Source organism: Solibaculum mannosilyticum, from assembly GCF_015140235.1.
Taxonomy (GTDB): domain Bacteria; phylum Bacillota; class Clostridia; order Oscillospirales; family Acutalibacteraceae; genus Solibaculum; species Solibaculum mannosilyticum.
On sequence record NZ_AP023321.1, the window covers coordinates 2,171,808 to 2,197,295 of the forward strand.

Sequence of the window (25,488 nt, forward strand, 5' to 3'; positions counted from 1 at the left end):
AAACGGCCTGCATGGTGCAGACCGCTTTTGTTATTCTATTAAATCGTCCTCATCGAGAAAATCAAAATTGTCCTCGATGTCCTCTAACCGCTTCGGAGGAAACCTCATCTCGTATTGTTCTTTTGCCAGCGCACGAACTTCCCGGCGCTTATCTTTCATTCGGTTCTTCAGCCAGGAAATCTGCTCCTTTGATAATCTCCATGGGAGATTCAGCAAGCGGTTTATTGTCATTTGCTCCGCTTGCTTCTCCGGCGGCAAAGAAGCACAGGATTTACAGACGTGCGCCGCATGACCTTTGCCGGAAAATTTTTCATTAGCCTTATATTCTCCGCAGACTTTACAATAATGGCCGTGCTTCTTCATAGGCTCGATTCCTTTTCACTGAGAGCGTATAAACTGCGCACCGCCCCCATGATGATGTTCCACTCCAGATCTGCCGCATAGGAAAATTTTTTGCGGTACGATTCCCAAAGTTTCTGCATAACCGAGCTGTTCTCCACTTCCTCAAAAACTTCGGCAGCTTCTGCAAGATGTCGTTCTGTCCCGCGTTTGTGAGCAGTGGCCCGCAGCGCATCATGGAGAATCTGAGGGTCCAATGTATTCCCATGCAGCTGTTCCAGAATATAAATGTCATAGAAATCTCTCATGCGGGTGTTGGTGGTAGTTCTGGTAATGATCGTTTCCAGCTTTTCGGCCAGAACCGTTTCCAGATTGTACGCCCAAATATCAATGGAGCGATCTTCCAGCATCAGCTTGAAAGAGTAGCGGATCTCCCTGGGGGTAATGGCATCCCCTGTGGAAATGTCAATCTTCAAAGGCGTCACCACACCGTCAAAGGTTGTAGTCATATTTACGCGAATCCCCGGATATTCCGCCTCATCCATAATCTCCGAAATACTTTTCAGCTGGAATTTGACGCCATCATCAAGCGGGACACTCACAATAGCGGAAATCAAATTCTCTATGTCCTCCACATTGACATTGGCTCCTTTTACAGTAGCGTCCAAATCCATCGTGGAACGGGCATCCAGACCAACCATAGCCGCTACCAGCATACCGCCTTTCAGAATAAATTTGTCACGATATTCAGAAAGGGAGATACGCTCCAGAAAACGCTCCATCATGTAGTTCCGCATCAAGAGCTGGGCGTCCGCAGATTTTTTTCTGGAAAGATTGCGGATCAGATCCTTCAACTGCCTTGCTGTTTTTATCATAAAAGCACCTCCAAATACTGCCGCAGAATTTTTTCTACCCGGAACATACCGGCATACCGCATCAATGTCCGCAGGTCTTTGTCTTTTCTTCTGGCATACATCTTTAATGCCCCTTGAAAAGTCTGCATCTCCATGTTGTTCCTGCTGCGGAGCAGGTCGCAGATGGTGCGCTCCAGGTCATAGACAGGAACTGTATGCCCAAATGGTGTCTGAGCCGTTGTCAGGCCCACCCCATGCAGTTCCGCCTTAATGGTGAATACCTGTACGCCCTCTGCTTTCAGCTTGGAGGGATTATATCCGGTCTTGACTGTGACCGTATATTCCAGCGGCTCGCGGTCTGTCAGATCGTGAAAAAATAAAGCTGTCTCATGGGAAAACACTGCCTGTTCGACCCGCAGATGAAGTAAGTACATGGCATCGACCCAGGCATCCTTGGAAAGATAAATTCCATGCGCGACCCGCTCCAATTCCCGTGAGTGCACATAATCATAAAAAACAGGCTTAGAAATACCAGCAGATACTACTTGAGCTGTTCGCAGCATCCCATCCTGTGTTTCCAGCAGCTGATCCAGCTGTTCAAATTGTCCCACCGTACCACTTCCTTTCACACTAATATTATAAGCAATATTAGTTCAAAAGTAAAGTGATGAAAATTCGGCATAATTTTACCGACAGCTTAACGTTCAACAGTTTTGGAAATATGAAGTGGCAGCAAAATAGACAACCTCAGCTGCCCATTTCATCACGATATGAAATAATCTGCTTCTTTTTCTGTTTGGCACACCGTAACGTTGTGGCTGCTCCGCCCCAATCATGGAGAACATAGGCCACCACTACATCGGCGGACTCTACCATCCAGCGATTTCTATGAGAAATCGAAAAACGGCGCGGTACGTTTTCCAGCGGTGGATACACGGTACTGTCATAGCCAGAAACATCCCGGCCAGTGTTCAAATATGCCAATACAAGAACCAGCTCGATTTGCGGATACTTTTTCTTTTGTTCCCGTAAAATAGACGCTGCTAAACTGTCGAACTCTCCATATCCTCCAAGATAAAAAGTTGTTGCTCCTTGCTCAATTAGGTCTTGTGTTACATTGCGAAGCCAATTCGCAATATTGTCTGCCTTTGTGATTTGCGAATGGCCACAAAAAGTTACGTTCATACGATGGCACCCCTATTACCATCATACTGCAAATAGCTCTATTAGTACAGGTACAGGGACTAATTTTAGCAAAACTGCCCATATACTAAATATAGTACAGTCACAGGGGCGGTGTATAGAATGAAGCTAAACGAGGCGGTAAGCAAACGTCTGTTAGAATTACTAGATGAAAGAAAAATGACACAATATCAACTGTATATGAAAAGCGGTGTTCCCAAGTCTACGATTGGAAATGTCATCAACTGCTCGTATGATTCGGTTAAGCTACGGATCATTCATGAGATGTGCCAAGGAATGGGGATTGGGATAGATACCTTTTTTGCATCGCCGCTTTTTCAAGAAGATAACCTAGAACCATAAAACCTCCGACGAAATTCGTCGGAGGTTTTCATATTATCCATAAACCAAATCTTGAATGATAAACTTCAAGTCCTGTACCTTGCCCAGTAGCCAGATTGCAGCCATTGGCAAACCATAGGGACTAATGAGAAATGCTATCACCAGCAGGATAATGCCGTTTTGCAAGGAGTAAGTAATCAGAACTGCCACACCCAGCAGGGCAACCACCATGCTGATAAGCCCCAGCACCAAACCGGAGACATAGACAATCCCCACACAAATCCAGACGAACAGGGTCAGCGACAGAATCACCGGAGCCATTAAAATCTTCAACGGCAGTTTCAGAATGAACCAGATCGCCCTCATTTTTCTTCCTCCTTCCATCGTTCCCGAAAGCTCTGACAGAGAATTTCTGCCTGTCTTTCATCTTCTTCCGTCACTTCTCGGCATCCTTTGGTTAGCCGCAGTTCCTCATAGCTGCGATAATCGGATAACAGCACCTCGAATAGTTCGTCCGGTGTCCGGCTGAGAAGTCCATCCACACAGTAGCGGGAATCTCCATTCCATGTGACGCGGAGATAACCTTCTCGACAAGGGAGGACTTCTTCCTCTAGATCACAGTCCAAATACTCACGAAAAATCTCCAACACCTTCTCAAAGGTTTTCATCTATTCTCAACTCCTTTGCGGCAATCTGTTTTCTACCCATATTATCCTTCCAACATTTCAAAAAGACAAGGATATGGGCAAAAGAAAAAACGGAGGAAGGCGCGGCGAAAAGAACGCCGTTCCTCCCTCCGCAGTTGGGGCATATATCCCTGTTACGAAAGCCTGGAAAGCTGGGTTAGGATTTCTTTCACGCCCTCCCATAACTGCTCCTGCCGTTGGGCTATATCCTCCAGGTCAGCATCATAAATCCGCCCCGTTTCATGTACCCGTCGGGTGAGCTGGTTCAGGTTATTGCTGCTTCGGCGCAACAGGGATACCAGTTCCTTCAGCTCCGGCAAGTCCAGCTGTACCACATAGCCGTCCACAGCCATCTTCCGCAGATAGGCGCTCAGGTTTTTTGTTCCGAACTGTGCCATTTTCTGCTGGATCGCTTCCATCTCCGCATCGGAAACCCAAAACAGGACCGGCACATCCCGTTTACGCTTTTTGGCGCTCATCGTTCCGGCTCCTGTTTCTTCGATAAAGCAGGCTTGTGGGTGGTAGGCTCCTGTTTGAGCTTTTGCAAGACAGAGCCTTTCTCCGGTTCCTGAAGCGTTTTTCGTGCCTGCCGTGTAAACAGATCGGTCAGACCAAGATTGACCTCATCCACAACCAGATAAGCACAGTGGCGCGAAGTGCCGCTGTCCTCCGGCATGGGAATGGTCTTTGCCCAGGCTTTGTTGTCACGGGAAACGCGACCGTCGCTGTCCTTATGCTGGATGGTGTTGGCAAGGATGAACTGTACTCGTTCCGACCCGAACTTTTCCAGCACCGCCTTAACCGCAGACTCCGTATCCAGTCGGTTATCCGCATAGTGGGCGCTGATGGCGTGTTCAATGGCCTCTTTACAGTCAAAGTTTGCCTGATAAGAGCGGTTATATTGTGCCATCTCCCCATGCTGGGACGCATAGGCGGCAGAATGGAGATAGAGAGGGATGGACCGCTGTTCTTCCAAAACCTTACACACATCATCCGCTCGGTTTTCAATGCTGTCCCGGATCACATCCATGTAGCCGGTCTCCAGCTTCTCAAAGTGACGGTACACATCGGCCAGCGGTGTAGGCGAATCCAAAAGCGCCTGGGCCTGGGCATCGGTCAGCTCCAAGTCCTCCATCGCCATCACAATGTCCTCCCGGACGGTGTACTCATAGGTATGGTGCAGGATTTCCTCCGGGGGCTGGCTTTTCAGCCAGTCCCGGTATTTGTCCTGTTCAGCGGCCATCTTCTCATAAAGGGCCGTATTCAGATCGTTGGTATTCATGTTATCGCACCTCCTCATGTTGTTTCGGTTTCTTTTCAGGGCTACGGGGTGGCACCGGGCGCTTCAAGCTGTCCAGCACCGAAGGCCGTGCGCTCTTGGCAACCACAGTTTCCGGCTGGGCATGGCCCTTGCCGTCAATGTTCAGCAGCGTGTCCAGTTCCACCAGACGGGCGGACTTGACTCGCAGATCATCCTCAAAGGGAAACGGCTTTCCGATTTCCTCTTTGGCTGCGGCCTGCTGTTGGTAAAGGTTGTCCAGCTGGTTTTTCACGGCTTCCAAACGCTGAGGCATTTGAGCCAGTGCATTGTCGATACGGGTGAGGTTTCCGCGCGGGTCTGTGCCGAGGCTTGCCCGGTGGGTCATCTGGCCTTTCAACAGGAGCGTATATTCCTGTTTCCAAGCGGAAAACTCCACGGACATAGTAAAGCCCCGATAGCTGCCGATCTGCACCGGTTCGGAGCCTTTGACCTCCTTACAGGCGTCCAGCAAGGCTGCACCGGCGTTTTCTTTGTCAGTCAGCACATCGCCCCGGATCTCCATTCCAGCAAAGCCATCCTCCGGGTGAGGATGGGCGGCCAGGGTCTCCAGGTCCGCTTCAAAGCCTTTAATAAACCCCTTGTTAGTTTCGATTTCCTGGGGGAAGTATTTGAGCAACTGATCCTCCAGGCGGTACTGCTTGCTCTGATGGTCAGCTTTCATCAGCTTCAGACGCGCAACCTCCACATCCAAATCCATGCGCTCCTTGATACGGGGGTCTCCGGCGCACAGGGCCTTGATCTCGGCAAAGGACAGCGCCGTTTCGTCCACATCATCGCAGGAGCGGACCGGGCTTTTGCTGGTCATGATTTGCGAAATGAATTTCTGTTTGTTCTCCACCGTCTGCCACAGGTAGGCATCGAAAGTTCCCTCGGTAACATAGCGGTACACATGGACCAGCGGATTCTGGTTGCCCTGGCGCTCGATACGGCCCTTGCGCTGGGCAAGGTCTCCCGGACGCCACGGACAATCCAGGTCATGGAGCGCCACAAGCCGGTCCTGCACATTGGTGCCAGCGCCCATTTTGGAGGTGCTGCCCAGCAGGACGCGCACCTGCCCAGTGCGAACCTTGGAAAACAGTTCTTTCTTCTGCACCTCGGTCTTGGCTTCGTGGATAAAAGCAATCTGCTCGGCGGGCATTCCCTGGGCGATGAGCTTCTGGCGGATGTCCTCATAGATGGTAAAGGCAGGCTCAGGCTCATCCAACGGCACAGCCTGTTCCAGCGCATGAAGTGTGGGATTATCCAGCTGTTTGGCTGCCTTTTTGGAGGGGGCTGTCTGGGGCGTGGAAATGTCGCAGAATACCAGCTGGGTCAGCTTGTCAGCCTCGCCGTCCCGCCAGATCTGCATGATATTACCCACACACTGATTGACCTTGGTGCCGGGTTCATCCGGCAGCAGCTGGTTGATGATACGCTGGTCCAGACCCAGCTTGCGGCCATCGCCGGTAATCTTGAGCATATTGTCCTCTGAGGGGTCAACGCTGCCGCTGTGTACCCTGGAGGCGCGCTCGGAGAGAACCTGCACCATCTCTTTTTGGTGTTCAGTAGGCTGGGCCACGATGTTGTGGTATTCCACCTCCGGGGTGGGCAAGTTCAGCTGATCGGCGGTTTTGATGTCGGCAACTTCACGGAACAAGTTCATCAGCTCCGGGAGGTTGAAAAACTTGCTGAATCTCGTTCTTGCCCGGTAGCCGGTGCCTTCCGGTGCCAGCTCCAGCGCCGTGACGGTTTCTCCGAAGCGGCTGGCCCAGCAGTCGAAGTGGGTCATGTTCAGCTCTTGCAGGCGGTCATACTGGAGATACCGCTGCATGGTGTAAAGTTCGGTCATGCTGTTCGATACGGGGGTGCCAGTGGCGAAAATCACACCACGGTTTCCGGTCAGTTCATCCATATAGCGACACTTTGCAAACATATCGCTGGACTTTTGGGCATCGCTTGTGGAGAGACCTGCCACATTCCGCATCTTGGTGTATAAAAACAGGTTTTTATAGTTATGCGCCTCATCGACGAACAGGCGGTCCACACCCAACTGCTCGAATGTTACCACATCGTCCTTGCGGCTCTCGGCCTGCAATTTCTCCAGCCGGGCTTCCAGGGACTTCTTGGTGCGTTCCAACTGCTTGACCGTGAAACGCTCACCGCCGCTGTACTTCACCTCGGCAATGCCCTCGGTGATCTCGTCGATCTGCTCCTGAAGGAGCCGTTCCTGACGCTCTCGGCTGATGGGGATTTTCTCAAACTGGCTGTGTCCCATGATGATGGCGTCATAATCGCCGGTGGCAATGCGGGCGCAGAACTTCTTGCGGTTGTGGGTCTCAAAGTCCTTTTTGGTGGTGACAAGAATGTTGGCGGAAGGATAGAGCCGCAGAAACTCCGACGCCCATTGTTCGGTCAGATGGTTCGGTACCACAAAGAGGGATTTCTGACACAAGCCCAGGCGCTTACTCTCCATGGCGGCAGCCACCATTTCAAAGGTTTTACCAGCGCCTACCTCGTGCGCCAACAGCGTATTGCCGCCATATAGCACATGAGCAATAGCATTTTTCTGGTGTTCCCGCAAGGTGATGGCCGGGTTCATGCCGCCGAAAGTAATGTGTCCGCCGTCGTATTCACGGGGACGAGTGGAGTTCATTTCCTCATTGTACTGGCGGACCAGAGCTTGGCGGCGGTCCGGGTCTTTCCAAATCCAGTCTTTGAAAGCGTCCCGGATCGCTTGCTGCTTTTGGGCTGCCAGGGTGGTCTCTTTGGCATTCAGCACCCGACGCTCTTTGCCGTCTGCATCCTCTATGGTGTCGTAGATACGGACATCCCGCAGGTTTAAGGAATCCTCCAAAATCTTGTAGGCATTGGCACGGCTGGTTCCGTAGGTGGTATAGGCTGCCACATTGTTCTGGCTTACAGAGCTTTTGCCGGTGATCTGCCACTCAGCGGTGAAAGAAGAATAGTTGACCTCGATATTGCGCTGGAGATAAAACGGCGTGTCGAAGGTCTCATACATAAACTGCTGGATGTACTCTTTGTCGATCCAGGTAGCGCCCAGGCGCACCTCAATCTCCGACGCATCCAGGTCTTTGGGCTGGGCAGCGGTAAGGGCCTCCACATTGACTGCAAAGGAAGGGTCCTGCTGTGCGGCCCGCTGTGCCTGACGCAGCTTGCGCCGCACATTGCCGGACAGGTATTCGTCGGCTGTTACATAATGGGGAGTGCCGTCTTTCTCCAACTGCCCAGGTACACGGAAGATCACGCCTTGCAGCTCGGCGGCCAGTTCGTCGCCGGTCTTGCCGGTCAACTCCGCCATATACGCCATATCGACAAAGGCTTTTTCGGAAATTGATACGGCCAGAGCTTCACTTGCGGTATCCACAGTGTCCACCGCCTTGTGGGGCTTGATGGTGCGCTTGGTGAACATATCCGCCTTGCGCTCCAGCTTGCCGTCCTCGTCAATGACTTCCAGCGCGCAGAGCAGATAGTAGCTGGAATCATCAGCAAAGGCCAGCCGGTTCGCCCGGTCATTGATAAGACCATATTTTGCAGAGAAGCTGTCATAGAGCCGGTTCAGTTCGGCCTGTTTGTCCTGGATGGCGCTGTCCGGTGTGGCGGCGTCCATTTGCAGATCAATGAGCTGCTGGACACATTCTCGCAGACCCACCAGTCCTTTCACACGGGCTTCGGCGGTGGCATTCAGGTCAGGCCGTACCATACAGCTGTTTTCACGGTAATACACATCGCCGTCCACAACGGTGTAGGAGTAATTTTTCACATTGGGGTCAGCAGGGATAGAAGTGTCGATGGCTTCGCCCTCGCCCAGCTCCGGCAGCTCGGCCTCCTGGTAGGTGCCGCGAATGTACTTCACGGCATCATGCAGCTGATCGGCAAGCTCCAGCCCCTCGATGGGGTTCACGGTGTAGTCCATGCCGTGGGCGGTGCTTTCCGGTTCCTGTCGGCCCAGCACCATTTCCGGGTGGTCCAGGAAATAGCGGTTGATGGCAAAGCCGTCCTCGGTCTGCCCGGTCTGCGTCCACTCCGGCACGATGTCCAACGGACGGTCACGCTTTTGCAGGAAGATGATGTCCGAAACGACCTCGGCACCTGCGTTCTTTTTGAAAGCGTCATTGGGCAGACGGATGGCCCCCAGCAGTTCGGCGCGCTGAGCAAGATACCGGCGCACGGTGGAATCCTTGGCGTCCATCGTGTAGCGGCTGGTGACAAAGGCCACCACGCCACCGGGACGAACCTGATCCAGAGCCTTGGCGAAAAAGTAGTTGTGAATGCTGAAATTCAGCTTGTCATAGGCTTTATCCCGAACCTGATACTGGCCAAACGGAACATTACCCACCGCCAGATCGTAGAAATCCCGCCTGTCGGTGGTCTCAAACCCTGCCACGGTGATGTCGGCCTTGGGGTAGAGCTGCTGGGCAATACGCCCGCTGATGGAATCCAGCTCCACGCCGTAAAGACGGCTGTTTCGCATTTCCTCCGGCAGCATACCGAAGAAATTGCCTACACCACAGGACGGCTCCAGGATGTTGCCGGTCTCAAATCCCATGCGGCCCACAGCCTCGTAAATCGCTTTGATGACCGTAGGGCTGGTGTAGTGCGCGTTGAGGGTGGAACCTCTGGCAGCAGCGTATTCCTCCGGGGTCAGCAGTTCCTTCAGCTGGGCATATTCCTTGCTCCAGCTTTCCTTGTCGGGGTCAAAGGCATCGGCAAGGCCGCCCCAGCCCACATACCGAGAAAGGATTTTCTGCTGTTCCGGCGTTGCCTGCTCGGTGGTTTCCTCCAGGTATTTCAGCAGCTTGATTGCCTCGACATTGGCCTGGAACTTAGCCTTGGGGCCGCCTTCGCCCAGGTGATCGTCAGTGATACGGAAATTCTCGGCGGTGCGACGCAGATTGGCCTTGTATTCCTCATAAGAGGCTTCCTCGGCAGCTTTGACATTGGGGAAGGTCTGCCACTCGCCGTTTACCTGAATGGAAACGGGGTGTTCGTCCAGTACCTCATCCAGAGTCTTTTCCGGCTCGACAGCAGGCGTGGGCGGCTCCGGCTCATTGGTTCGCAGGGTCTGAACAACCACATCATAGGGCAGATTGTTCTTATCGCCCGGATAGACAGCCACAGTCTCGGCTTGGAAGGCCGGGGTTTCGGCAGCCGGTTCGGGGCGTTCCTGCTCAAAACCGTCCAACTGACGGGCATACATCCCGCGCAGCAAAGGCGCAACCTCGCTCCACTGGAAGAACAGCATGGCCAGACGCTTTTCATCTGCATCCAGCACTTCCAGCTCGATACCTTCCGGCATCGTGCGGTAATCGGCGGTCTCGCCGGTCTCCAGCTCCATCGTTTCCACGATGTTGGGATAGGCCCGGCTCAGCCACAAGGCTACCTCCTGGTTACTCTTGCCGTTGCGAAGAAGCTCGGAAAGCTCCGCCTTGTCCGCCTCACCAATCAGGCCATGGGCCAGCACATCCCGAAGGTCCTGGTCCACCGTATCCAGATTTGCAGGCAGGAATTCGGTATAGAAGTCGTTGCGGTTATCCTCCCGCAAAAGCTGCTCAAACCGTTCCCGGCTCTCAGCCCGGTAGATGGGATAGCTCATGCCGGTGGGCAGCAGCTGCACCGTGTCATCCCGCAGCTCTGTGATCTGATGGGGCCGGTCATCCAGATAGACAATATCACCCACATTGTAAGGAGGAACCGCTGGATCGTAGGAGGTTCGCTCCCGGAGTGTGCCACGAGCCGCAGCGTATTCCTCATCTGAAACCAGAACACGCAAATTATGGGGAGAAGGCTGTTCCGGCTCATCTGCCGGGACGCTCTCTCTGGATATGGCCTCCACATCCGCCATAACACGCTGGATGAATGGGTCATTATCCAGTTTTTCCTCATCCACCAGTTCACCATTCACAATGCCGCGCTCGGCCAAAGCCTCCCGAATGGCGATGGGGTCGATGTTGTCGAACCGGTCCTGTTCCGCTTCGGTGTAGAACCGGTCCTCCTTGATAAGCTGAGCGATCCGGCGCTGTACCTTGGGCCAGGGCAGCACCGTTCCTTCGGGGCTTTCCGGGCGAACCGAAAACGGGGTTTTGCCATCGCCGCCGTCAAACTCATGGGCCAGCCATGCAGCGGTATCTTTTTCCCGCCCATGTTTCTCCATGTAACGGACAACGGCGTGTTTACTTTCGATTTTGCCGTTCCAGTCCTGGATAGCCTTGTCGATGTCATTGTCCGTGAGAGGGTGCAGCAGCTCATGGAGCTTGGGATAGGTCTCGTCGATGATTTCTCGATGAAGGCGCTGGCGGAACTCCGGTGTGTCGGAATAGAGGCGGAGCAGCTCCATGTTGCCAGATCCCAGGACAGCACGGCGAATAGCGGCATTGCCCTCGATCACGGCGTTCTCATGGTCACTGTGACCGCAGGCATTGCGATATGGCACATCTTCCATAACAGCGGCAAGTACAATGGGCTTGTATTGCTCATGCAGTTCTCGAATCGTAGGGGCTGCGGCTGCTTCGGTCTCCTGAAATACTCTGGTCCCGTCTGCGCCAAACTCCGCTTCCTGGGCATTGATGTGCTGTTCCGCCTCATGGTCGATAGAGGGCATGGAATACTCCTGCCGCTCCCTGCCGCCCTTCGGGACAGCGGAAATGGTCACATCATGCTTATCCCGCAGCTGTTCCACAACCTGCTCCAGCCGGTTTGCCGGAAAGCCGCACATTTCCACACGGCCACCGCCGGGGATAGCGCGGGTCGTGAGATTGAGGTCCAGTTCCGCAGCAGCAGTTTTGGCGTCCTCACCGTACAGCTCAAAAAAATCCCCCATTTGGTAGAGGATTATATCATCCGGGTGGCGCTCCTTGACGCCGTTGTATTCCCACACAGCCGGGTCCGGCTGCTGGGCTTGCAGGGCATCTTCTTCCGCCAGGGCCTTTTCTGCCTGGATTTTGTCATACTCCGCCTGTTCCTGTTCTGTGAGATAGCGTCCCTTCTGGATCAGGTCGGTAATCCGTTTGGCGACTTTCTCCCAGGTGAAATGCACATCCGGGCAGCCGTCTTTTTTGTAGTGCAGACCTTTTCCGTCGTGGCTTTCATCGCTTTTCATTGCACCGGACAGGGCATGGGAGTGACCGCCAATACCATACTCATGTTTGAGAAAATCCACCTTTTCCTTATCCGTATGGGGTTCCTGGAAAAAGGTGAAAACTCGGCCCTTACCGCCCTCAAATCCGCTGCCTCTGGTCATGGCGGCGTCGATCTCGTCCTCAGAGATAAACTGCTTGACCGAAGGTACTTCCGTCAACTGAGAGGTAAAGGTGGTGCGAGGCAAGGACAGATCTTGCAGGTTCTCCCAAATTTCTTTGGGTTTATGGTAGTGGAAGCGCAGCAAATCCCGATCCTGCTGGTAGGCCGTCCAGAAGGCAGCATATTCTTCCGCAAGGTTCTGGCGAAACTCCGGGCTTTTCAGCTGTTCGGTGAGCCATGCAGATTCCTCTGGGAAACCGCGCCCCGGATTGTTGGAAAGGATGGGCAGATACCCAGCTTCTCTGGCTTCCTCGCTGAAATCGTGGTACAGATTCCAGAACTTTTCCGCGAGGAGGGAGCGTTCATAGCCCGCAGCCTCAGCCAGCTCCACATTGGTGGCAAACTGGCCGTCCTGCAAAAGCTGGCCGATACGCTCAGCGGCACTCTCCCAGGAAATGACCTGGGCGGACTTATCGTAACGGGCAGTTTTGCCGTGGGAAAGATGGATTCCATCCTCGGCATACCATGCAGTGATGCTGCCAATCCCGTTGCCGCCATGGTACAGGGTTTTCAGGGTGTCTGCGATCTCGGTGGTGGACTTCTGCTCCTCAAAGGCCGCGACAATGCGCTCTCTCTGGCGATAGGTGTTGCCGCCCAGCCGCAGCACATGGTCGATGTCAGCCTGGGCAAAAGAAAAAGCAGAGGATGTTTTCACATTCTCTGCTTCATCTATGATTCTGATTTGTTCTGCTTCGGAGAGGAAGAAACTCAGCTGTGAATAAGCTCCGCCATCAGAATCTCCTCGGCCTGTGCTTTGCAGGTGTTCATCAGGCCCACCCAGCGCATCGGGTCGCTGGCTTTCAGCTGCTCCGTCGCGCCCGCGTCTTTCGCCAGCTGGGGCATCATCTGCTCCAGACGGCTCTGCGCTGTCTCGTCGATCTCGATGAGGTGCGGGTACAGCTTCTCGGTCAGCAGCAGCTGATTGTAAATCAGGGGCCGGTGTTCCTTCAGGTACGCTTTCCGCATCCTGCCGTACTTGCCCAGGGGCTTCTCCGGCTGTTCGGTCAGCTTCAGGTCGGGAATCTGATAATCTCCGTTCATCGTGTAAGTCAGGCTGTTCTCCATGTGTAACGCTCCTTTCCGCGAGTTGCTCGCGCTCATAGATCTGGATGGTGACGCCGATCTGCCGCAAAACCTGCTGGTTAATCTGGCTGACCGCCGCGCCCAACGCCCCAACCGTGGCCGGGGTATTGAAATCGAAAATCGGCATGAAGTCCTCATGCTGGAAATATTGTTCCGTATCCAGCCCACAGCGAGACATCAGGGCATAGGCGATACTGACGGTGGCGGCGGACTTAAATTGGACTTCGATGTTGTAATCATCGTACTCCGCCAGGAACGAACCGTCAACGATATAGCGGAAATCTCTCTGATGATCGTCCCAATACTCACTCGCCAGCTTTCCGGCTACATCCGTGAGCTGCTGGGCGAGATTGTCACCGGCAACGCCGTAGTTTTGCTCCAGCATGGCCGACACAGGCCCAATGTGCTGTTCTTCCAGCTGCCACAACCAGGGTGTACGGGAATGTTCACGGGTGCCGGTATCGGAAATATCGAACACATAGCGCAGGCGAAGCTTGTCGCCGGAATCGTCCACCAGGGCAATACCCTTGGAGCCACGGCGCACATACCGTCCCATTTTTTCATTCCACAGGTCATACTCGGCGCAGGCGGTGGCATCCGGGCGCTGGGCGTAAATCATCATTTGCTCGTGGAATGGGTATTTATAAAGGCGGGCGGCGGTGGTGAGAAAAGCCGTCCACTCCTTCCAGCTGCCTACAAGCTGGGTCGATACCTGTTCGGCCATCTGCCGGTAAAATTCAGCTTTGGATGGCATGGTTTTCTGTCCTCCCTTCATGTTGAATAGAAATGGGACGGCATATCAGGCCGTCCCATCAGGTCTTTATGTGTGTTTTTTACTCGTCGAAATCTGGGTACAGCTCCAGTTCGGCAAACTCGGTGTCGTTCATAGCTTGGAGTTTACCCAGGGCGCTGTCCGTCAGTTCCCGCAGCTCGGCTTCCTCCGGCGAAAGCTCACCGCGCATCTCCGTCAGAGCGTCGATCAGCCCGGTGCGGCTGCCGGTGTTGTAGATGCAAAGAAGGTTCGTTTCCTCAAAGGTGAAGTTGTTCATATCAAAGCTCCCTTTCCGCGCTCTTTTTTTGCGCTGTCTTTTTGTGTTCCGTCTTGGGCTGGCTTTTCAGCTGCTCCATTACGGACTTTTTCTTTTCCCGTTCCTCTCGATGGACGGCTGCTGCCAAGTCCATAAGAGAAATGGGCTGACCACTGCGGGCCTGTTGTTCCAGCTGGGCCACTGTCGGCTCCTTTGGGCCGTTATTGATGATACCGTCGATCATTCCGTAATCATCTTCCACCGTCATTTCCGCATTTCTCAGCGAATTTTCCGGCAAGAAACCTTGCACCTGGGTGAAACCAACACTGTCGCAGTAATGACAGGATACCTGACCATTCTGCTTGATGGCAACGATGTCACTGACGCTCATAGACGGGCTGTGAAAATCCACCGGCTTTTGCAGATTGAACTGCTCATACAGCCTTTCCAGCTGCTCCATAGTGCTGCCGGAACCGTCCAGAGGGGCGGTATAGATAAGGTCATAGTTACTCCGCTCTACGGACAGATTGTGCGATTGCAGCCAATCCAGATTCATAAAACGCACATTCTGCGGGTCATCCTTGCTCACCTGATAAATAGCAAAACAATTTCCCTCATGGGAAAGAAACGCCTGTTCCCGTTCCAACTGCCGATCCTGTCGTTCCAAAACTTTTTCGTGAAAGTCCGGGCTTTGCTCCCATTCCTCGCGGGACACAGCAAAGATACCGTCATGGGCGTCCAGGTCGGCAGTGTCAAAGGCCATTTCCGGGTTTTCACCCTCCTGGACGATATAAACGGTCAGGTCTCGCTCCATCAGCTCATAGGCTCGCTCTTTGGAGAGGGGCAGAAGGTCACCGTCCAGGTAGCCGCATTTCTCCAGATCATCCTGAGTCAGTGCCGGGTCCGGCATGGGATACTCGTCCAACGCCTGCTCCTGGGCATCCGGCAGCTGGGTGGCGGCAGCTTCTGTGGTCTGCTGGCTGACCTGTTCCTGCATCTGGTGGTAAGCCGCCTCCTGCAAAGTCTCGATCATGGACAGCGGCGCATACTTGATGGACTTGCCGCCCATCCCCAGGTCCTCGCAGATATGGCTAACCGCTGTGGAACGGCCCATATCCGGCCCGTCCAACTGGCCGCCGTCCATCTGCTTCATGGTTGCCACATCGTAGAGCGTGTAGTCCCAGCCGGTGTCGCAGGGCTGAACATGAAGGTAGCTGGTATCATCCAGCACCAACAGGGCCTCCCGGTACTCGGCGCTGGGCTGGACACTTTCGGTATTTTCCGGCTCGGTCAGCTGTTCCGGTTCAGTCATCGGCACCAGCTGATCCAAGCGTCCCATAAGCTCGGCAGCTTTTTGGGTGGTTTCATCCGGTTCATCCTCGTTCACGATATTCTGGAGCCATTCGCGTACACCGCTGGCATCTCCGCTTCGGAGTGTGGCAGTCAGTTCGTGCAGTGCGTCCTCACGGCTATCTGCATTGTTCCGATACTCATAAGGGTCATAATCGAAAGTGAACTGGTCGATGTCTGCTGCCAGCTGCTCGATAGAGTCCTGCTGCGGTTCCGTGGCGGCAGTCAGGTCAATGCCGCGCTCCTTGCAGATTTCCTTGTAGTTGCGCTCGATGTCGTTAATCAGCTCGCAGGAAGTCTTGTTGATGGTCTCCAGACTGGCCCGCAGCTCCTTCAGCTCCTTGTCCTTCGACCAGGAAGCGATGTAGCCAAAACTGTTCTCGCCGGTCTGGATGCCGAAATACTGGCAAACCGCATAAGAAATGCTCTCGGCCTCCACTTCCTCGGTGTTGCGGTTCTTGGCGGCCTGTTTCACCGCCGTCAGATCTTCCTCCACTTCCAACCGCCACTCAAACCGATTCTCGTCCACATAGCGCCAGCCTTCCTCGGCGGCGGCCTGTTCCGCCTCTGCTTCGGTGGCGAAGTCCAGACGGAAGTCATGCTTGGTGCCGCCCTCGCTCACCATCACGATCTTCCAGGTCGGCTCCGCTTCGTACTTTTTGGGGTCGTGGAGCTTACTGTGCGCGGTCTCATGGACAGCGGCGGAAACAGTCTGCACCTCGCTCATGCCTTCCCGGATGGCGATCCGCTGCTGGTCAGAGGAGAAATAGCCGTCCATGTTCTCGGCCATCGGCTCAAACTCGATGGGAACCGGAGCCGAGCGGCGCAGAGCTTCCATGAAAGCCTCATAGTGCGGCACCGTCCCGGACAGGCTGGAGGCCAGCTCTGGCAGGGGCTTTCCGTCCGTCTGGCTCACATCGAACACCTTCACCGGACGGAACATGGGGATTTCAATTTCTTTTTCCTCCATGACCGCCTTGCCATCCGCGTCCAGGATGGGTGCATGAGTATCCGGGTCGCGCTTCATTTCCTCGATCTTCTTTTTGTAGGGCGTGGGGGCAATGATGGTGATACCATGCTCACCCTTTTTCACATGGCGCTCAAACTGATTTTTCCACTTGTTGAACCCGGCCACCAGGGTGGCGTCCGGGCGCTGCATATAGATGAGCATGGTGTTGTTGACGGAGTAGCGGTGGAACTTGGACATGACGGACAGATAGCGCATATACTTCTCGCTCTCAAACAGTTCCTTGATACCCTGTTCAATGCCCGCTGTGATCTCTTGTAACCGTTCTCGATTGGTGGTCTTATCAGCCATGAATTTCACTCTCCTTTCCAATTTGGCTATTTCTGATTGATGTTCGGCAATCCACAGCTTTTGCTCCTCCGGGCTGTTCTCCAGAAAAAAATCCAGCAGATAGCCCACATAGTCCTTTTTCTGGATTGCCTCCATGAATCGGGGATGTGGATTTTCCTCCGGTGTTTTGGGTGTGTAGTCCGTTTCCCACTTGCGGAGCAAATGAAAGTAGTCGGCCAGGACACGAAAGGCATGGTCTCGGTCCTCCTTGAATTTCTGCGCCTCGGATTTCTGGCGGACATGGCGTCGCCGGGGAGGGGCCTGACTGTCATAAGCCAGGCCAAAATCCTGGGCCAGCTTCTCGGCGGCCTCTTTGGGGGACAGATTGTAGAGCCTCGCTGTGAAGTCAATCACATCGCCGGTGGCTCCGCAGCCAAAGCAATAAAAATATTCCTCGTTCAGCTTCATGCTGGGATTTTTGTCATCGTGGAAGGGACAACAGGCCATGCCGCTCCGGTTGACCTCGATTCCGTACATCTGCGCTGCTTCTCGGACGGTGATGGACTGCTTGACAGCCTCAAAGACACTTTCATCCATGCTTACTCATTGCCTTTCTTGGGGGTGGGCGGCCTGTATCCGGCAGCCTTGGCCAGTTCACTGGCTGCCTTACGGCGCTCGGCGCTGTAAGGTTCCCGGACGGACACACAGCGTTTGGGAACGAGAAAGGTCTGGCGGTCCTTTTTCACAATCTGGTCCGGGTATTTCTCTGCCAGTCGCCGCAGCTTCTCCAGCAGCCGGGGGTCATGGGTATAGACCTCGGCGGTGGCTTCGGCCTGGTTGTAGAGGATGATGGTTTCCTGTTCATAGCGTGAGAGCTTCATCGTTTGCCACCTTTCTGCTGGTCAAACTCCAGCTTGAAGTTGGCGTACTGCCCATCATCCGCCAACACCACAGTGGCATCGTAGGTCTTGCCGGTTTTCTCGGAGTACAAGCCCCTCACATGAGCGCGGCCATCTTTGAGCAGTGCCGTTACGATGGCTTTGGTAGGTTGCTTGTGCTTCATCTCCCACCACTTGTTGTTTTTCCAAATTGCAAATTTGCAAGATTCTGTCTGACAGAAGAAGCCTTTTTGCATTTCTGCAACCTCTCCGCCACAGCGGGGGCATTTGCCCACCACTTCGTGGGAAGGGCTGAACAAATACTCCGTTCCCTTGATAGCTTGATAGGTTCCCACAAGTTCTTTGAGCATGGCACTAATCCCAGCCATGAAATCCTCCGGGGCCAGCTCGCCACGCTCGATCTCACCCAGCCGGTACTCCCACTCAGCAGTCAGAAGGGGCGATTGCAGCTGCTCCGGCAACACGGTGATAAGGGATACCGCGTCATGGGATGGCATGAGCTGCACGGTTTTCTTGCTCTTTTTGCGCTCCAAAAAGCCGGTGGAAACCAGCTTTTCCAGAATCCCGGCGCGGGTGGCCGGGGTCCCCAGGCCCTTGCGCTCGGCATCCTCCGGCATATCGTCCTTCCCGGCAGTCTCCATTGCGGAGAGTAGCGTATCTTCGGTGAAGTGCTTGGGCGGGGTGGTCTTGCCCTCCTTGACGGTAGCACCAGAAAGGGGCAGCGTCTGACCTTCAGACAGCTCAGGCAGAGCCTTGTCCTCGGGTTCTTTGTCCTGCTCCACATTCTTCAGCCCTGCGCGATAGGCAGCGTCCAGCGCCCGCCAGCCGTAATTTTTCACTGTGCGGCCTTTGGCAGTAAACTCCGCTCCGGCGCACTCGACAACAACGGCGGTTTCCGCAAAGGTATAGGGCTGGGCCACGGCGCACAGCAGGCGCAGAGCCACCAACTCCAGCACCGCCTTTTCGCCCACCGGCAGGCCGGACAGGTCCGCGCCCTGGAGGTTGCGGGTAGGGATCACTGCATGATGGTCGGTCACTTTCTTGTCGTTGACAATCTGGGCGGCATTGCAGGCAATCTCCATGCCATTGGAAAAGGGCATCGCCCCGGCAGTGAGCTGGACCAGCTCCGGTAGACTCGCCGCCATATCCGAAGTCAGATAGCGGCTGTCCGTCCGAGGGTAGGTACAGAGCTTCTTTTCATACAAATTTTGCAGGTAGTCCAGGGTTTGCTGGGCGGTGAACCCCAGCAGCCGGTTGGCGTCCCGTTGGAGGGTGGTCAGGTCATAGAGGGCGGGCGGCTTCTCGGATTTGTTTTTGCGCCCCACTTTTTTCACTGTGGCAGCCGCACCTTGGCAGGCCGTTTTCAGCTGTTGGGCGGCAGCCTTGTCTGCCATGCGCTCCCCGGAAACGGTGAAACCGGGCAGCTCCAGTGTGACCGTGTAGAATGGCACCGGCTTGAAGGTGTCGATCTCGGCTTCTCGCTGGACAATGAGGGCCAGCGTCGGGGACATGACACGTCCGATGTTGAGGGTCCGGTGGTACAGCACGGAAAACAGCCGGGTGGCATTGATACCCACCAGCCAGTCCGCTTTGGCGCGGCAGAGGGCCGCATCCCGCAGGCCGTCATAGTCTGCACCGGGGCGCAGGTTTGCAAAGCCCTCCCGGATGGCGGAATCCTCCATTGAGGAAATCCAGAGCCGCTTCATGGGCTTCTGGCAGCCCGCCAGCTCATAGACGCTGCGGAAGATCAGCTCCCCCTCGCGTCCGGCGTCGCAGGCGTTTACCACTTCGGTCACATCCGGGGCGTTCATCAGCTGCTTCAGCACATCAAACTGTTTCTTCTTGTCCTTGCTCACCACCATCTGCCAGGGTTCCGGCAGAATGGGCAGATCGTCATAGCGCCACTTGGCGTAGTCCGGGTTATAAGCGTCGGCGTCGGCCAGACCAGCCAGATGGCCCACACACCAGCTGACCCGCCAGCCGCCGCCCTCCAGATAGCCGTCCTTGCGGGCGGTGGCCCCAATCACGGCGGCCAGACTTTGGGCAACGGACGGTTTCTCAGCGATCACCAGCTTCATGGTTTTTCATCCTCCTTTCCCGCAGCCATGCGGTCAGCTGCCGGTGGCAGAATCCCACGCAGGGCTGACCGTCACGGTAATTTCCGCAGCCATAACAGGGGTGGCCGGGAGATAAAGTAGGAGGACGGGAAGTTTCCTTCCCGCCCTCCGGCCTGCGTGTCATCATGCGTTCATAGGGGCTGTCGGTGAAGCGGGTCAAACCGTCTTGTCCTCGCTTTCCTCGTCGCCGCCCCCGTCAGCGTCCGGCTCGTCAGATTCCTCGGTCTCCCAGGAGTCCTCGTCCTCCTGATCGGTATCATCCTCGCCGTAGTCATAATCGTCCAAATTGTCGTTGCCCTTGGTCTTGGGTCTGCTTTTTACCAGCTTAAAGTAGGCAAAAGCGCCGCCGCCACCCATCAGAGCCAGCACCGCCAAAAGAATGGCCGGATTCAGTCCTGCGGGTTTCTGCGCCGGTTCTTCCGGTTCCGGGGTTTCTTCCGGGGTCTCCGGTTCCGGCTCCTTACCCGTGCAGGCGCTCATATTGGTGGCACACACCGGGCAGGCCGTATTCACCGCACCGGCCACACATTTCTCCGTACAGGTACAGGTGGCGGGCTGCTCCTGGGTGGTCTGACCGTCCTCCATCAGCGCCATCAGGTCCGCCTCGTCCACCTGGTTTAAGAAGTGGACAGCGGTTTCCTTGTCCTCGTTGGCCCGGTCAATGAGGATGTAGAAGTAGTTGCCTGCCTTGGTGGTGACGGTGATGAGCTGCTTGTTGTCGCCGAAATCATCCACCAGGGCGGCGTTGCCATCCGGGGTCAGGGCCGGACTGTCCTCGGTTTCCTCCACGACCACATTGCTGTCGTTGGTGGCATCCTCCGCCGGAAGTTCTTCCGTTCCCTGGGCAAAGGCAGTCACGGAAAGGCCCATCATCAGCACCAGGGCGGCGCAGAGGGCCGAAAGGGTTTTGAAAATTTTCTTATTCTTCATGGTCGGTATCCTCCTGTTCGTTGTAGTTGGCGGAGGCAGCGGCCATGCCAGGGACCGTACCACCGGAGAGCATGGCGTTCAGCTGCTCCGGGGTCAGCCGCAGGGCGCGCACCATCTGAACGATTTCCAGGTTCTCCGCCTCGGTTTTCTGCGCCTCCAGGGTTTTCAGCTTGTCCTGGTACTCCGCGATCTTCTCGCGGACCTTGGCAATCTCCTGGTCAATGCGCTGGATTTTGTTCTTAGCCATTTCAATCACTCCTTTTCTCATAAATCGGCCTTACCAGTTCATCAGGCCGTAGCCCTTGATGCACTCGTAGGACAGGGAATAACTCTTGATCTTGCAGGCGTCGCCAGAATTGCCCTCCACGGTGTAGACCCGGCTGCCGTCTGTGCCGACCACAAGGCCCACATGGTCGGCGCTGCCATCCAGGTCCCAGTCAAAGAAGATGGCGTCGCCGGGGGCGATATTGGCGTAATCACGCCCGCCCCATTGTCCGTGAGACTGGAACCACGGAATACCCTGGGACTGGCAGGCGGCAAAGCGCGGCTCGGACAGCCCCATCTGGCCGTAGCACCAGGACACGAAGCAGGCGCACCATTCCACACGGGAATTGAAGCCGTACCAGCTCCAGTAGGGCTGACCGCCCACATTGCCCACCTGACTTTTGGCTATGTCCACCACGGCCTGATTGCCGGGGCGGGTGCCGTTGACGAATACCACGCCGGTCAGGTCCTCGGAGTTGCTCGTATCCGGGGAGCCGCCGCCGAAGATCAGCGGCTTGTTGCCCAGCGTCTGCCGGTACACCTGGTACATTTCCAGCTGTTCCGGGGTTAGCAGCTCCGAAGCCACGGAAGATATGGGCTTGCTGGTGAGCTTCACATTCAGAATGTAATACTCATACGGGACTTCCTCGGTGGTCGTCTCGCCGGTCACGGGGTCCGTGGAAGTTTCGGTGCGGTATCGTATCTCCACTTCCTCGGTAAGCGTCAGTTCATACTGTGCGTCGAACACGCGCTCCAGCTCGGCCTGGGCGCTCTGCCGGGTATAGCCTTGCAGCACGGCGGACAGGTAGGCTGCCAGCTCATGGGGGTCATGCCCGATCATATCCAGGTCATAGCGGTACTCGTCATACCCCGGATGGCTGCTTTCGATGTTGTCGATCTCGGCTTGCAGCGCCGTTTCTTTGGCAGCGTAGTCGGCCTCCACCGCCACCAGCTCAGGATCATCCGACGGGTAGGTGGTGCCGGACACCACGGAACCGATACTCTGCGCCATCATGGAGCAGGAGGACATGGTGTTGAGCAGCATACAGACCAGCAGGAAGATCGCACCCGCAATCAAAAAGCCCTTTTTGTGGCGCATGACAAACGCGCCCGCTTGCTGGGCTTTCTCCTTGACCGTCTTGGCCGCCTTGCCGGTGGCCTCCGCAGTCTTGGCGGTGTTCCCGACAGCTTGACCGGCGCGCTTGGCGGCAGCGTATTCCTTTTTGATGGCCTGTTTCTGCTGCCAGCGGGAGATGGGGTTGCTGGCAAGCTGGGGATTTTCCCGCAGGGACTTCTGATACAAGGCGTTCACATTGGCCTTCTCCAGCTTCTGCTCGGCCTGGGCCGCCTTGCGGTAGGGCTTCAACTTGTGGCTGCGGTAGCCTTCCCGTGCAAGCCTAACGCCGGTCTCGGCAGCCTCCTCGGACTTGTGGGCGCTCTCCACGCCCACATTGTCCTGTTCGGTCTCCCGGATTTCCTTGTGGAGCTTCCCCAGAGCGGCATTGGCGGGGGTATCCCGCACCGCATGGGACAATTTGGAGGGCGGCTTCTTCTTGTCCTCCAGCACCAGCTTGGTGGTCACTTTGCCGGTCTCCGGGTCCACCGTCTTTTGCCGGACCTGCTTTTTGGGGATTTTGGTCTGCGCCTTGTCTGCTTTGGCGGCGGCCTTGTCCGCCTTACGGATGGGCTTCTCCAGAGCCGGGTCAGCCCGTTCCTCGTCCGTAAAGCGCAGGCGCGGTTCCTTATTCAAACCATTCCCCCAACATGAGGGAGGCCGTCATGTAGCGCAGCTCCACATAGACGGCCAGCCCCACAGGGTCACGGGAGGGGTGCTGAAGCAGATGGGCGTAGATCTGCGCCACCACATTGGCCAGCAGCTCGGACTGCCCGCCCTCGAAGATGACGATGGCCGGGACGCCGTTCATGGCGCACCAGATTTCCGTCAGGCGCAGCAGGCCCGCTTCGCCGTCCTCGTTCAGCTCCGCAGCCTGATCCGCCGCCGTGCGGGTCTCGCTGACGGCATCGGCCAGCTCGGTGAGCAGCTGGGTGCGCTCACCCTCCAGGGCATCGTCAAAAAACATCATGGTATTCAGTTCGGTGTTGGGTTTCATGGTCATTCATCCTCCTTTTTCAGTTCCTGGGGTTTGGTGGTCATAATGCGGTACAGCTCGGTGTTCTTGGGGAAATGGTCCACGAAAGGCAGGATCGTGGAGCCATAGAACAGCAGGCCCTCGCCCTCGCTGGAGTGGGTCACATAGGAAAGCTGGTGAGGGGAAATGCCCAGCTGCTTGGCGAGAATCTGCCGGTCCCCGCCCGCCTGGTTGAGCATATACACGAAGTCGGAGTTCTCAAAGATGTTCTCCACCTCGCGGGAAGAAAGCAAGTCTTTGACATTCTGCGTGATGCCGGTGGGGATGCCGCCCCATTTTCTGAACCGCTTCCAAATCTCCACCGTGTAGGCGGCGGTCTGTTCCTCTTTCAGCAGCAGGTGCATCTCGTCGATGTAGTAACGGGTGGATTTGTGGGCAGCACGGTTGATGGTAACGCGGTTCCACACTTGGTCCTGGACCACCAGCATACCGATCTTTTTCAGCTGCTTGCCCAGCTCCTTGATGTCGTAGCAGACGATACGGTTGTTGATGTCCACATTGCTCTGATGGTTAAACACATTGAGGGAGCCGGTCACATAGATTTCCAGCGCCGTGGCGATGTACTGCGCCTCTTTCTCGTCCTGCGCCCGCAGCAGGTTGTAGAGGTCCTCCAGGATGGGCATATTCTCCGGGCGGGGGTCATTGAGATAGTCCTGATACACCAGCCGCACACAGCGGTCAATGATGGTTTTCTGAACCGGCTGCAAGCCCTCTTTGCCGCCTACGATCAGCTCGCACAGAGACAGGATGAAGTCGGACTTGAGAGACAGCGGACTTTCATCGTCCGAGTAGTCCAGGTTCAAATCCATAGGGTTAATGTAATTGCTGCTGGTGGGCGAAATCTTGATGACCTGCCCATGCAGGCGCTCCACCAAGGGCGCGTACTCGGCCTCCGGGTCGCAGATAATGATGTCATCATTGGTGAGCAGGAAACAGTTGGCGATCTCGCGCTTGGCGCTGAAGGACTTGCCGGAACCAGGGGTGCCGAGAATCAGTCCATTGGGGTTTTTCAGCAGCTTGCGGTCCACCATGATGAGGTTGTTGGACAGGGCGTTGATACCGTAGTACAGCGCCTCTTTGCCGTTCTGGAAAAGCTCCTGGGTGGTGAACGGAACAAAGATAGCCGTGGAACTGGTGGTCAGCCCCCGCTGAATCTCGATCTGATTGAGGCCCAAGGGCAGCGCAGACATCAGCCCTTCTTCCTGCTGGAAGTCAAGCCTTGTCAGCTGGCAGTTGTACTTCTGTGCGATGGAACTGGCCTGGAACACATTGTTGCCCAGCTGCCGGGGATTGTCCGCCGTGTTCAGCACCAGGAAGGTCACAAGGAACATTCGCTCGTTTCGGCTCTGCAAATCCTGCAAGAGCTTCTTGGCCTCGGCACCGTAGGTGGCAAGGTCGGAGGGAATGATGTCCATGTCATATCCGGCGCGGACGGCTTTTTTCTGTTCCTCAATTTTGGATTTATCCAGGTCGGTGATTTTCCGCTTGACCGTCTTGATGGCCTTGATCTGATCTACGGACTGGATATGCAGGCTGACGATCAGAGAGCTTTCCATATCCAGAAAATCCGCCAGCATCCGGTCATTCAGCTCCGGGGCGAGGATCTGCAAAAAAGAAACAGCCCCGTATTTTTTACCCATACGGAACTGTTTGCCGGTGCGGAACTCGAAGCCGGACGGCGCGATGAAATCCTTGGTGGACAGACCGGACGGAGCCAGCCAGTCCCATTCAAAGCGGAACGGCACCTGTTCATCCATGTGGAAAATGCCGTGAAGCTGTGCCAGCCGCGCCTTGCCGTCCAGGGTCTCGGCGGCCACGCCCAGGCGTTTGAAGTTGTTGAGAATGTCGGTCTCAATGCGCTCCAGACGGGGCTTGGCGGCCTTGAGGCTGTCGGCGTCGATGCCGAAAGTCAGGTACTTGGTCTTGATAAGACCGTTGTTGCCTCTTGCCAGCTGGTTTTGCAGCATGGTGGTGTACTCCACCCGGATGCTGTCAAAATCATCCCCCTGGAGAGGAATGTTGATGGCGCGGGCAAAGGTCTCCTCAGAGGCTGCCAGGTTCAAAAAGGACAGCTGGAACTGAATGGAGCTGTCGAAGTAGTTGAGGAAATCGCACCAGCCCTCGAAGATCGCTGTCTTGTCCTCGTTCTGCGAGAGCTGATAGTTGATGTCCTGGAATTGGATGGTCTTTGTGTAGCGGCTGCCTGCCACACGGCAGATGCCGTCCGGCCACATCCGTTCATAGGGGATACTGTCCTGAGCCGATTTTTTCTTTTTGTCTGTGCGATTGGCACGGGCAATGGCAGCCTCGATCTGCTTTCTGTCGGCGCGGGACAGCTTTTTCATCTTTT

General features: G+C 55.5%; 21 protein-coding genes and 3 pseudogenes. 2 read left to right on the top strand and 22 right to left on the bottom strand.

The window, feature by feature from the left end:
- Positions 1–30 precede the first annotated feature (30 nt).
- From C12CBH8_RS10140 to C12CBH8_RS10155, 4 genes are all read right to left on the bottom strand, one after another.
- The gene (locus tag C12CBH8_RS10140) at positions 31–363 is read right to left on the bottom strand and encodes a hypothetical protein (RefSeq protein WP_002578498.1); all 333 of its coding nucleotides are present in this window, start codon (positions 361–363) and stop codon (positions 31–33) included.
- Entirely contained in the window at positions 360–1,214 is an 855-nt protein-coding gene (locus C12CBH8_RS10145; protein WP_002578497.1) for a nucleotidyl transferase AbiEii/AbiGii toxin family protein, read from the bottom strand. Before C12CBH8_RS10145 ends, C12CBH8_RS10140 begins: the two co-directional genes overlap by 4 nt.
- Positions 1,211–1,804, bottom strand: a complete 594-nt coding sequence (locus C12CBH8_RS10150; protein ID WP_002578496.1) for a type IV toxin-antitoxin system AbiEi family antitoxin domain-containing protein — start codon at positions 1,802–1,804, stop codon at positions 1,211–1,213. The genes C12CBH8_RS10145 and C12CBH8_RS10150 overlap by 4 nt, the downstream gene beginning before the upstream one ends.
- Positions 1,805–1,940: 136 nt before the next feature.
- Positions 1,941–2,378 (bottom strand): hypothetical protein, encoded by a 438-nt coding sequence (locus tag C12CBH8_RS10155; RefSeq protein ID WP_002578495.1) that lies wholly within the window; start codon positions 2,376–2,378, stop codon positions 1,941–1,943.
- A 120-nt stretch (positions 2,379–2,498) separates the two neighbouring features.
- On the opposite strand from C12CBH8_RS10155, the gene C12CBH8_RS10160 reads away from it, so the two are divergent.
- Complete coding sequence (locus tag C12CBH8_RS10160; protein ID WP_002578494.1) at positions 2,499–2,738, top strand: helix-turn-helix domain-containing protein; 240 nt, start codon at positions 2,499–2,501, stop codon at positions 2,736–2,738.
- A gap of 33 nt (positions 2,739–2,771) precedes the next feature.
- Here C12CBH8_RS10160 and C12CBH8_RS10165 read toward each other — a convergent pair whose 3' ends face one another.
- The 7 genes and pseudogenes from C12CBH8_RS10165 to C12CBH8_RS11910 all read right to left on the bottom strand — a co-directional run bounded on the left by C12CBH8_RS10165 (position 2,772) and on the right by C12CBH8_RS11910 (position 13,085).
- Entirely contained in the window at positions 2,772–3,083 is a 312-nt protein-coding gene (locus C12CBH8_RS10165; RefSeq protein ID WP_002578493.1) for a CD1845 family protein, read from the bottom strand.
- The gene (locus C12CBH8_RS10170) at positions 3,080–3,385 is read right to left on the bottom strand and encodes a hypothetical protein (RefSeq protein WP_002578492.1); all 306 of its coding nucleotides are present in this window, start codon (positions 3,383–3,385) and stop codon (positions 3,080–3,082) included. Before C12CBH8_RS10170 ends, C12CBH8_RS10165 begins: the two co-directional genes overlap by 4 nt.
- Positions 3,386–3,537: 152 nt before the next feature.
- Positions 3,538–3,882: a plasmid mobilization protein gene (locus C12CBH8_RS10175; RefSeq protein WP_002578491.1), complete on the bottom strand. Its 345-nt coding sequence runs from the start codon at positions 3,880–3,882 to the stop codon at positions 3,538–3,540.
- A complete protein-coding gene (locus C12CBH8_RS10180; protein WP_002578490.1) occupies positions 3,879–4,685 on the bottom strand; it encodes a DUF3848 domain-containing protein in 807 nt (268 codons plus the stop codon). Before C12CBH8_RS10180 ends, C12CBH8_RS10175 begins: the two co-directional genes overlap by 4 nt.
- Before the next feature lies 1 nt (position 4,686).
- Positions 4,687–11,058 (bottom strand): SNF2-related protein, encoded by a 6,372-nt coding sequence (locus C12CBH8_RS10185; protein ID WP_425503811.1) that lies wholly within the window; start codon positions 11,056–11,058, stop codon positions 4,687–4,689.
- 369 nt (positions 11,059–11,427) lie between these two features.
- A pseudogene (locus tag C12CBH8_RS12080) lies at positions 11,428–11,961 on the bottom strand (MutS N-terminal domain-containing protein); the annotation flags it as partial.
- Positions 11,962–12,728: 767 nt separating this feature from the next.
- Positions 12,729–13,085: a TnpV protein gene (locus C12CBH8_RS11910; RefSeq protein ID WP_072853158.1), complete on the bottom strand. Its 357-nt coding sequence runs from the start codon at positions 13,083–13,085 to the stop codon at positions 12,729–12,731.
- Here C12CBH8_RS11910 and C12CBH8_RS11915 point away from each other — a divergent pair.
- A complete protein-coding gene (locus tag C12CBH8_RS11915; RefSeq protein WP_072853160.1) occupies positions 13,084–13,887 on the top strand; it encodes a hypothetical protein in 804 nt (267 codons plus the stop codon). The genes C12CBH8_RS11910 and C12CBH8_RS11915 overlap by 2 nt on opposite strands.
- A gap of 49 nt (positions 13,888–13,936) precedes the next feature.
- Here the strand turns inward: C12CBH8_RS11915 and C12CBH8_RS10190 are convergent, their stop codons facing one another.
- The 11 genes and pseudogenes from C12CBH8_RS10190 to C12CBH8_RS10235 all read right to left on the bottom strand — a co-directional run bounded on the left by C12CBH8_RS10190 (position 13,937) and on the right by C12CBH8_RS10235 (position 25,483).
- On the bottom strand, positions 13,937–14,152 hold the full coding sequence (locus C12CBH8_RS10190; RefSeq protein ID WP_002588921.1) for a transposon-transfer assisting family protein: 216 nt from the start codon (positions 14,150–14,152) through the stop codon (positions 13,937–13,939).
- Between the two features lies 1 nt (position 14,153).
- A pseudogene (locus C12CBH8_RS12085) lies at positions 14,154–15,380 on the bottom strand (YodL domain-containing protein); the annotation flags it as partial.
- Between the two features lie 284 nt (positions 15,381–15,664).
- A pseudogene (locus C12CBH8_RS12090) lies at positions 15,665–17,375 on the bottom strand (ArdC family protein); the annotation flags it as partial.
- Positions 17,376–17,377: 2 nt separating this feature from the next.
- A complete protein-coding gene (locus C12CBH8_RS10200; RefSeq protein ID WP_002588923.1) occupies positions 17,378–17,659 on the bottom strand; it encodes a hypothetical protein in 282 nt (93 codons plus the stop codon).
- Positions 17,656–19,755: a type IA DNA topoisomerase gene (locus tag C12CBH8_RS10205; RefSeq protein ID WP_002588924.1), complete on the bottom strand. Its 2,100-nt coding sequence runs from the start codon at positions 19,753–19,755 to the stop codon at positions 17,656–17,658. Before C12CBH8_RS10205 ends, C12CBH8_RS10200 begins: the two co-directional genes overlap by 4 nt.
- The gene (locus tag C12CBH8_RS10210) at positions 19,736–19,954 is read right to left on the bottom strand and encodes a hypothetical protein (protein ID WP_038270835.1); all 219 of its coding nucleotides are present in this window, start codon (positions 19,952–19,954) and stop codon (positions 19,736–19,738) included. Before C12CBH8_RS10210 ends, C12CBH8_RS10205 begins: the two co-directional genes overlap by 20 nt.
- Complete coding sequence (locus C12CBH8_RS10215) at positions 19,951–20,724, bottom strand: DUF4366 domain-containing protein (RefSeq protein ID WP_002588925.1); 774 nt, start codon at positions 20,722–20,724, stop codon at positions 19,951–19,953. The genes C12CBH8_RS10210 and C12CBH8_RS10215 overlap by 4 nt, the downstream gene beginning before the upstream one ends.
- Positions 20,714–20,971, bottom strand: a complete 258-nt coding sequence (locus C12CBH8_RS10220) for a DUF4315 family protein (protein WP_002588926.1) — start codon at positions 20,969–20,971, stop codon at positions 20,714–20,716. Before C12CBH8_RS10220 ends, C12CBH8_RS10215 begins: the two co-directional genes overlap by 11 nt.
- Positions 20,972–21,001: 30 nt before the next feature.
- Complete coding sequence (locus tag C12CBH8_RS10225; RefSeq protein WP_215533161.1) at positions 21,002–22,738, bottom strand: CD1108 family mobile element protein; 1,737 nt, start codon at positions 22,736–22,738, stop codon at positions 21,002–21,004.
- Positions 22,731–23,099 carry a DUF3851 family protein gene (locus C12CBH8_RS10230; protein ID WP_002578787.1) on the bottom strand — a complete coding sequence of 123 codons (369 nt, stop codon included), beginning with the start codon at positions 23,097–23,099 and terminating at the stop codon, positions 22,731–22,733. The genes C12CBH8_RS10225 and C12CBH8_RS10230 overlap by 8 nt, the downstream gene beginning before the upstream one ends.
- A gap of 2 nt (positions 23,100–23,101) precedes the next feature.
- Entirely contained in the window at positions 23,102–25,483 is a 2,382-nt protein-coding gene (locus tag C12CBH8_RS10235; protein ID WP_002578788.1) for a VirB4-like conjugal transfer ATPase, CD1110 family, read from the bottom strand.
- Positions 25,484–25,488 lie beyond the last annotated feature (5 nt).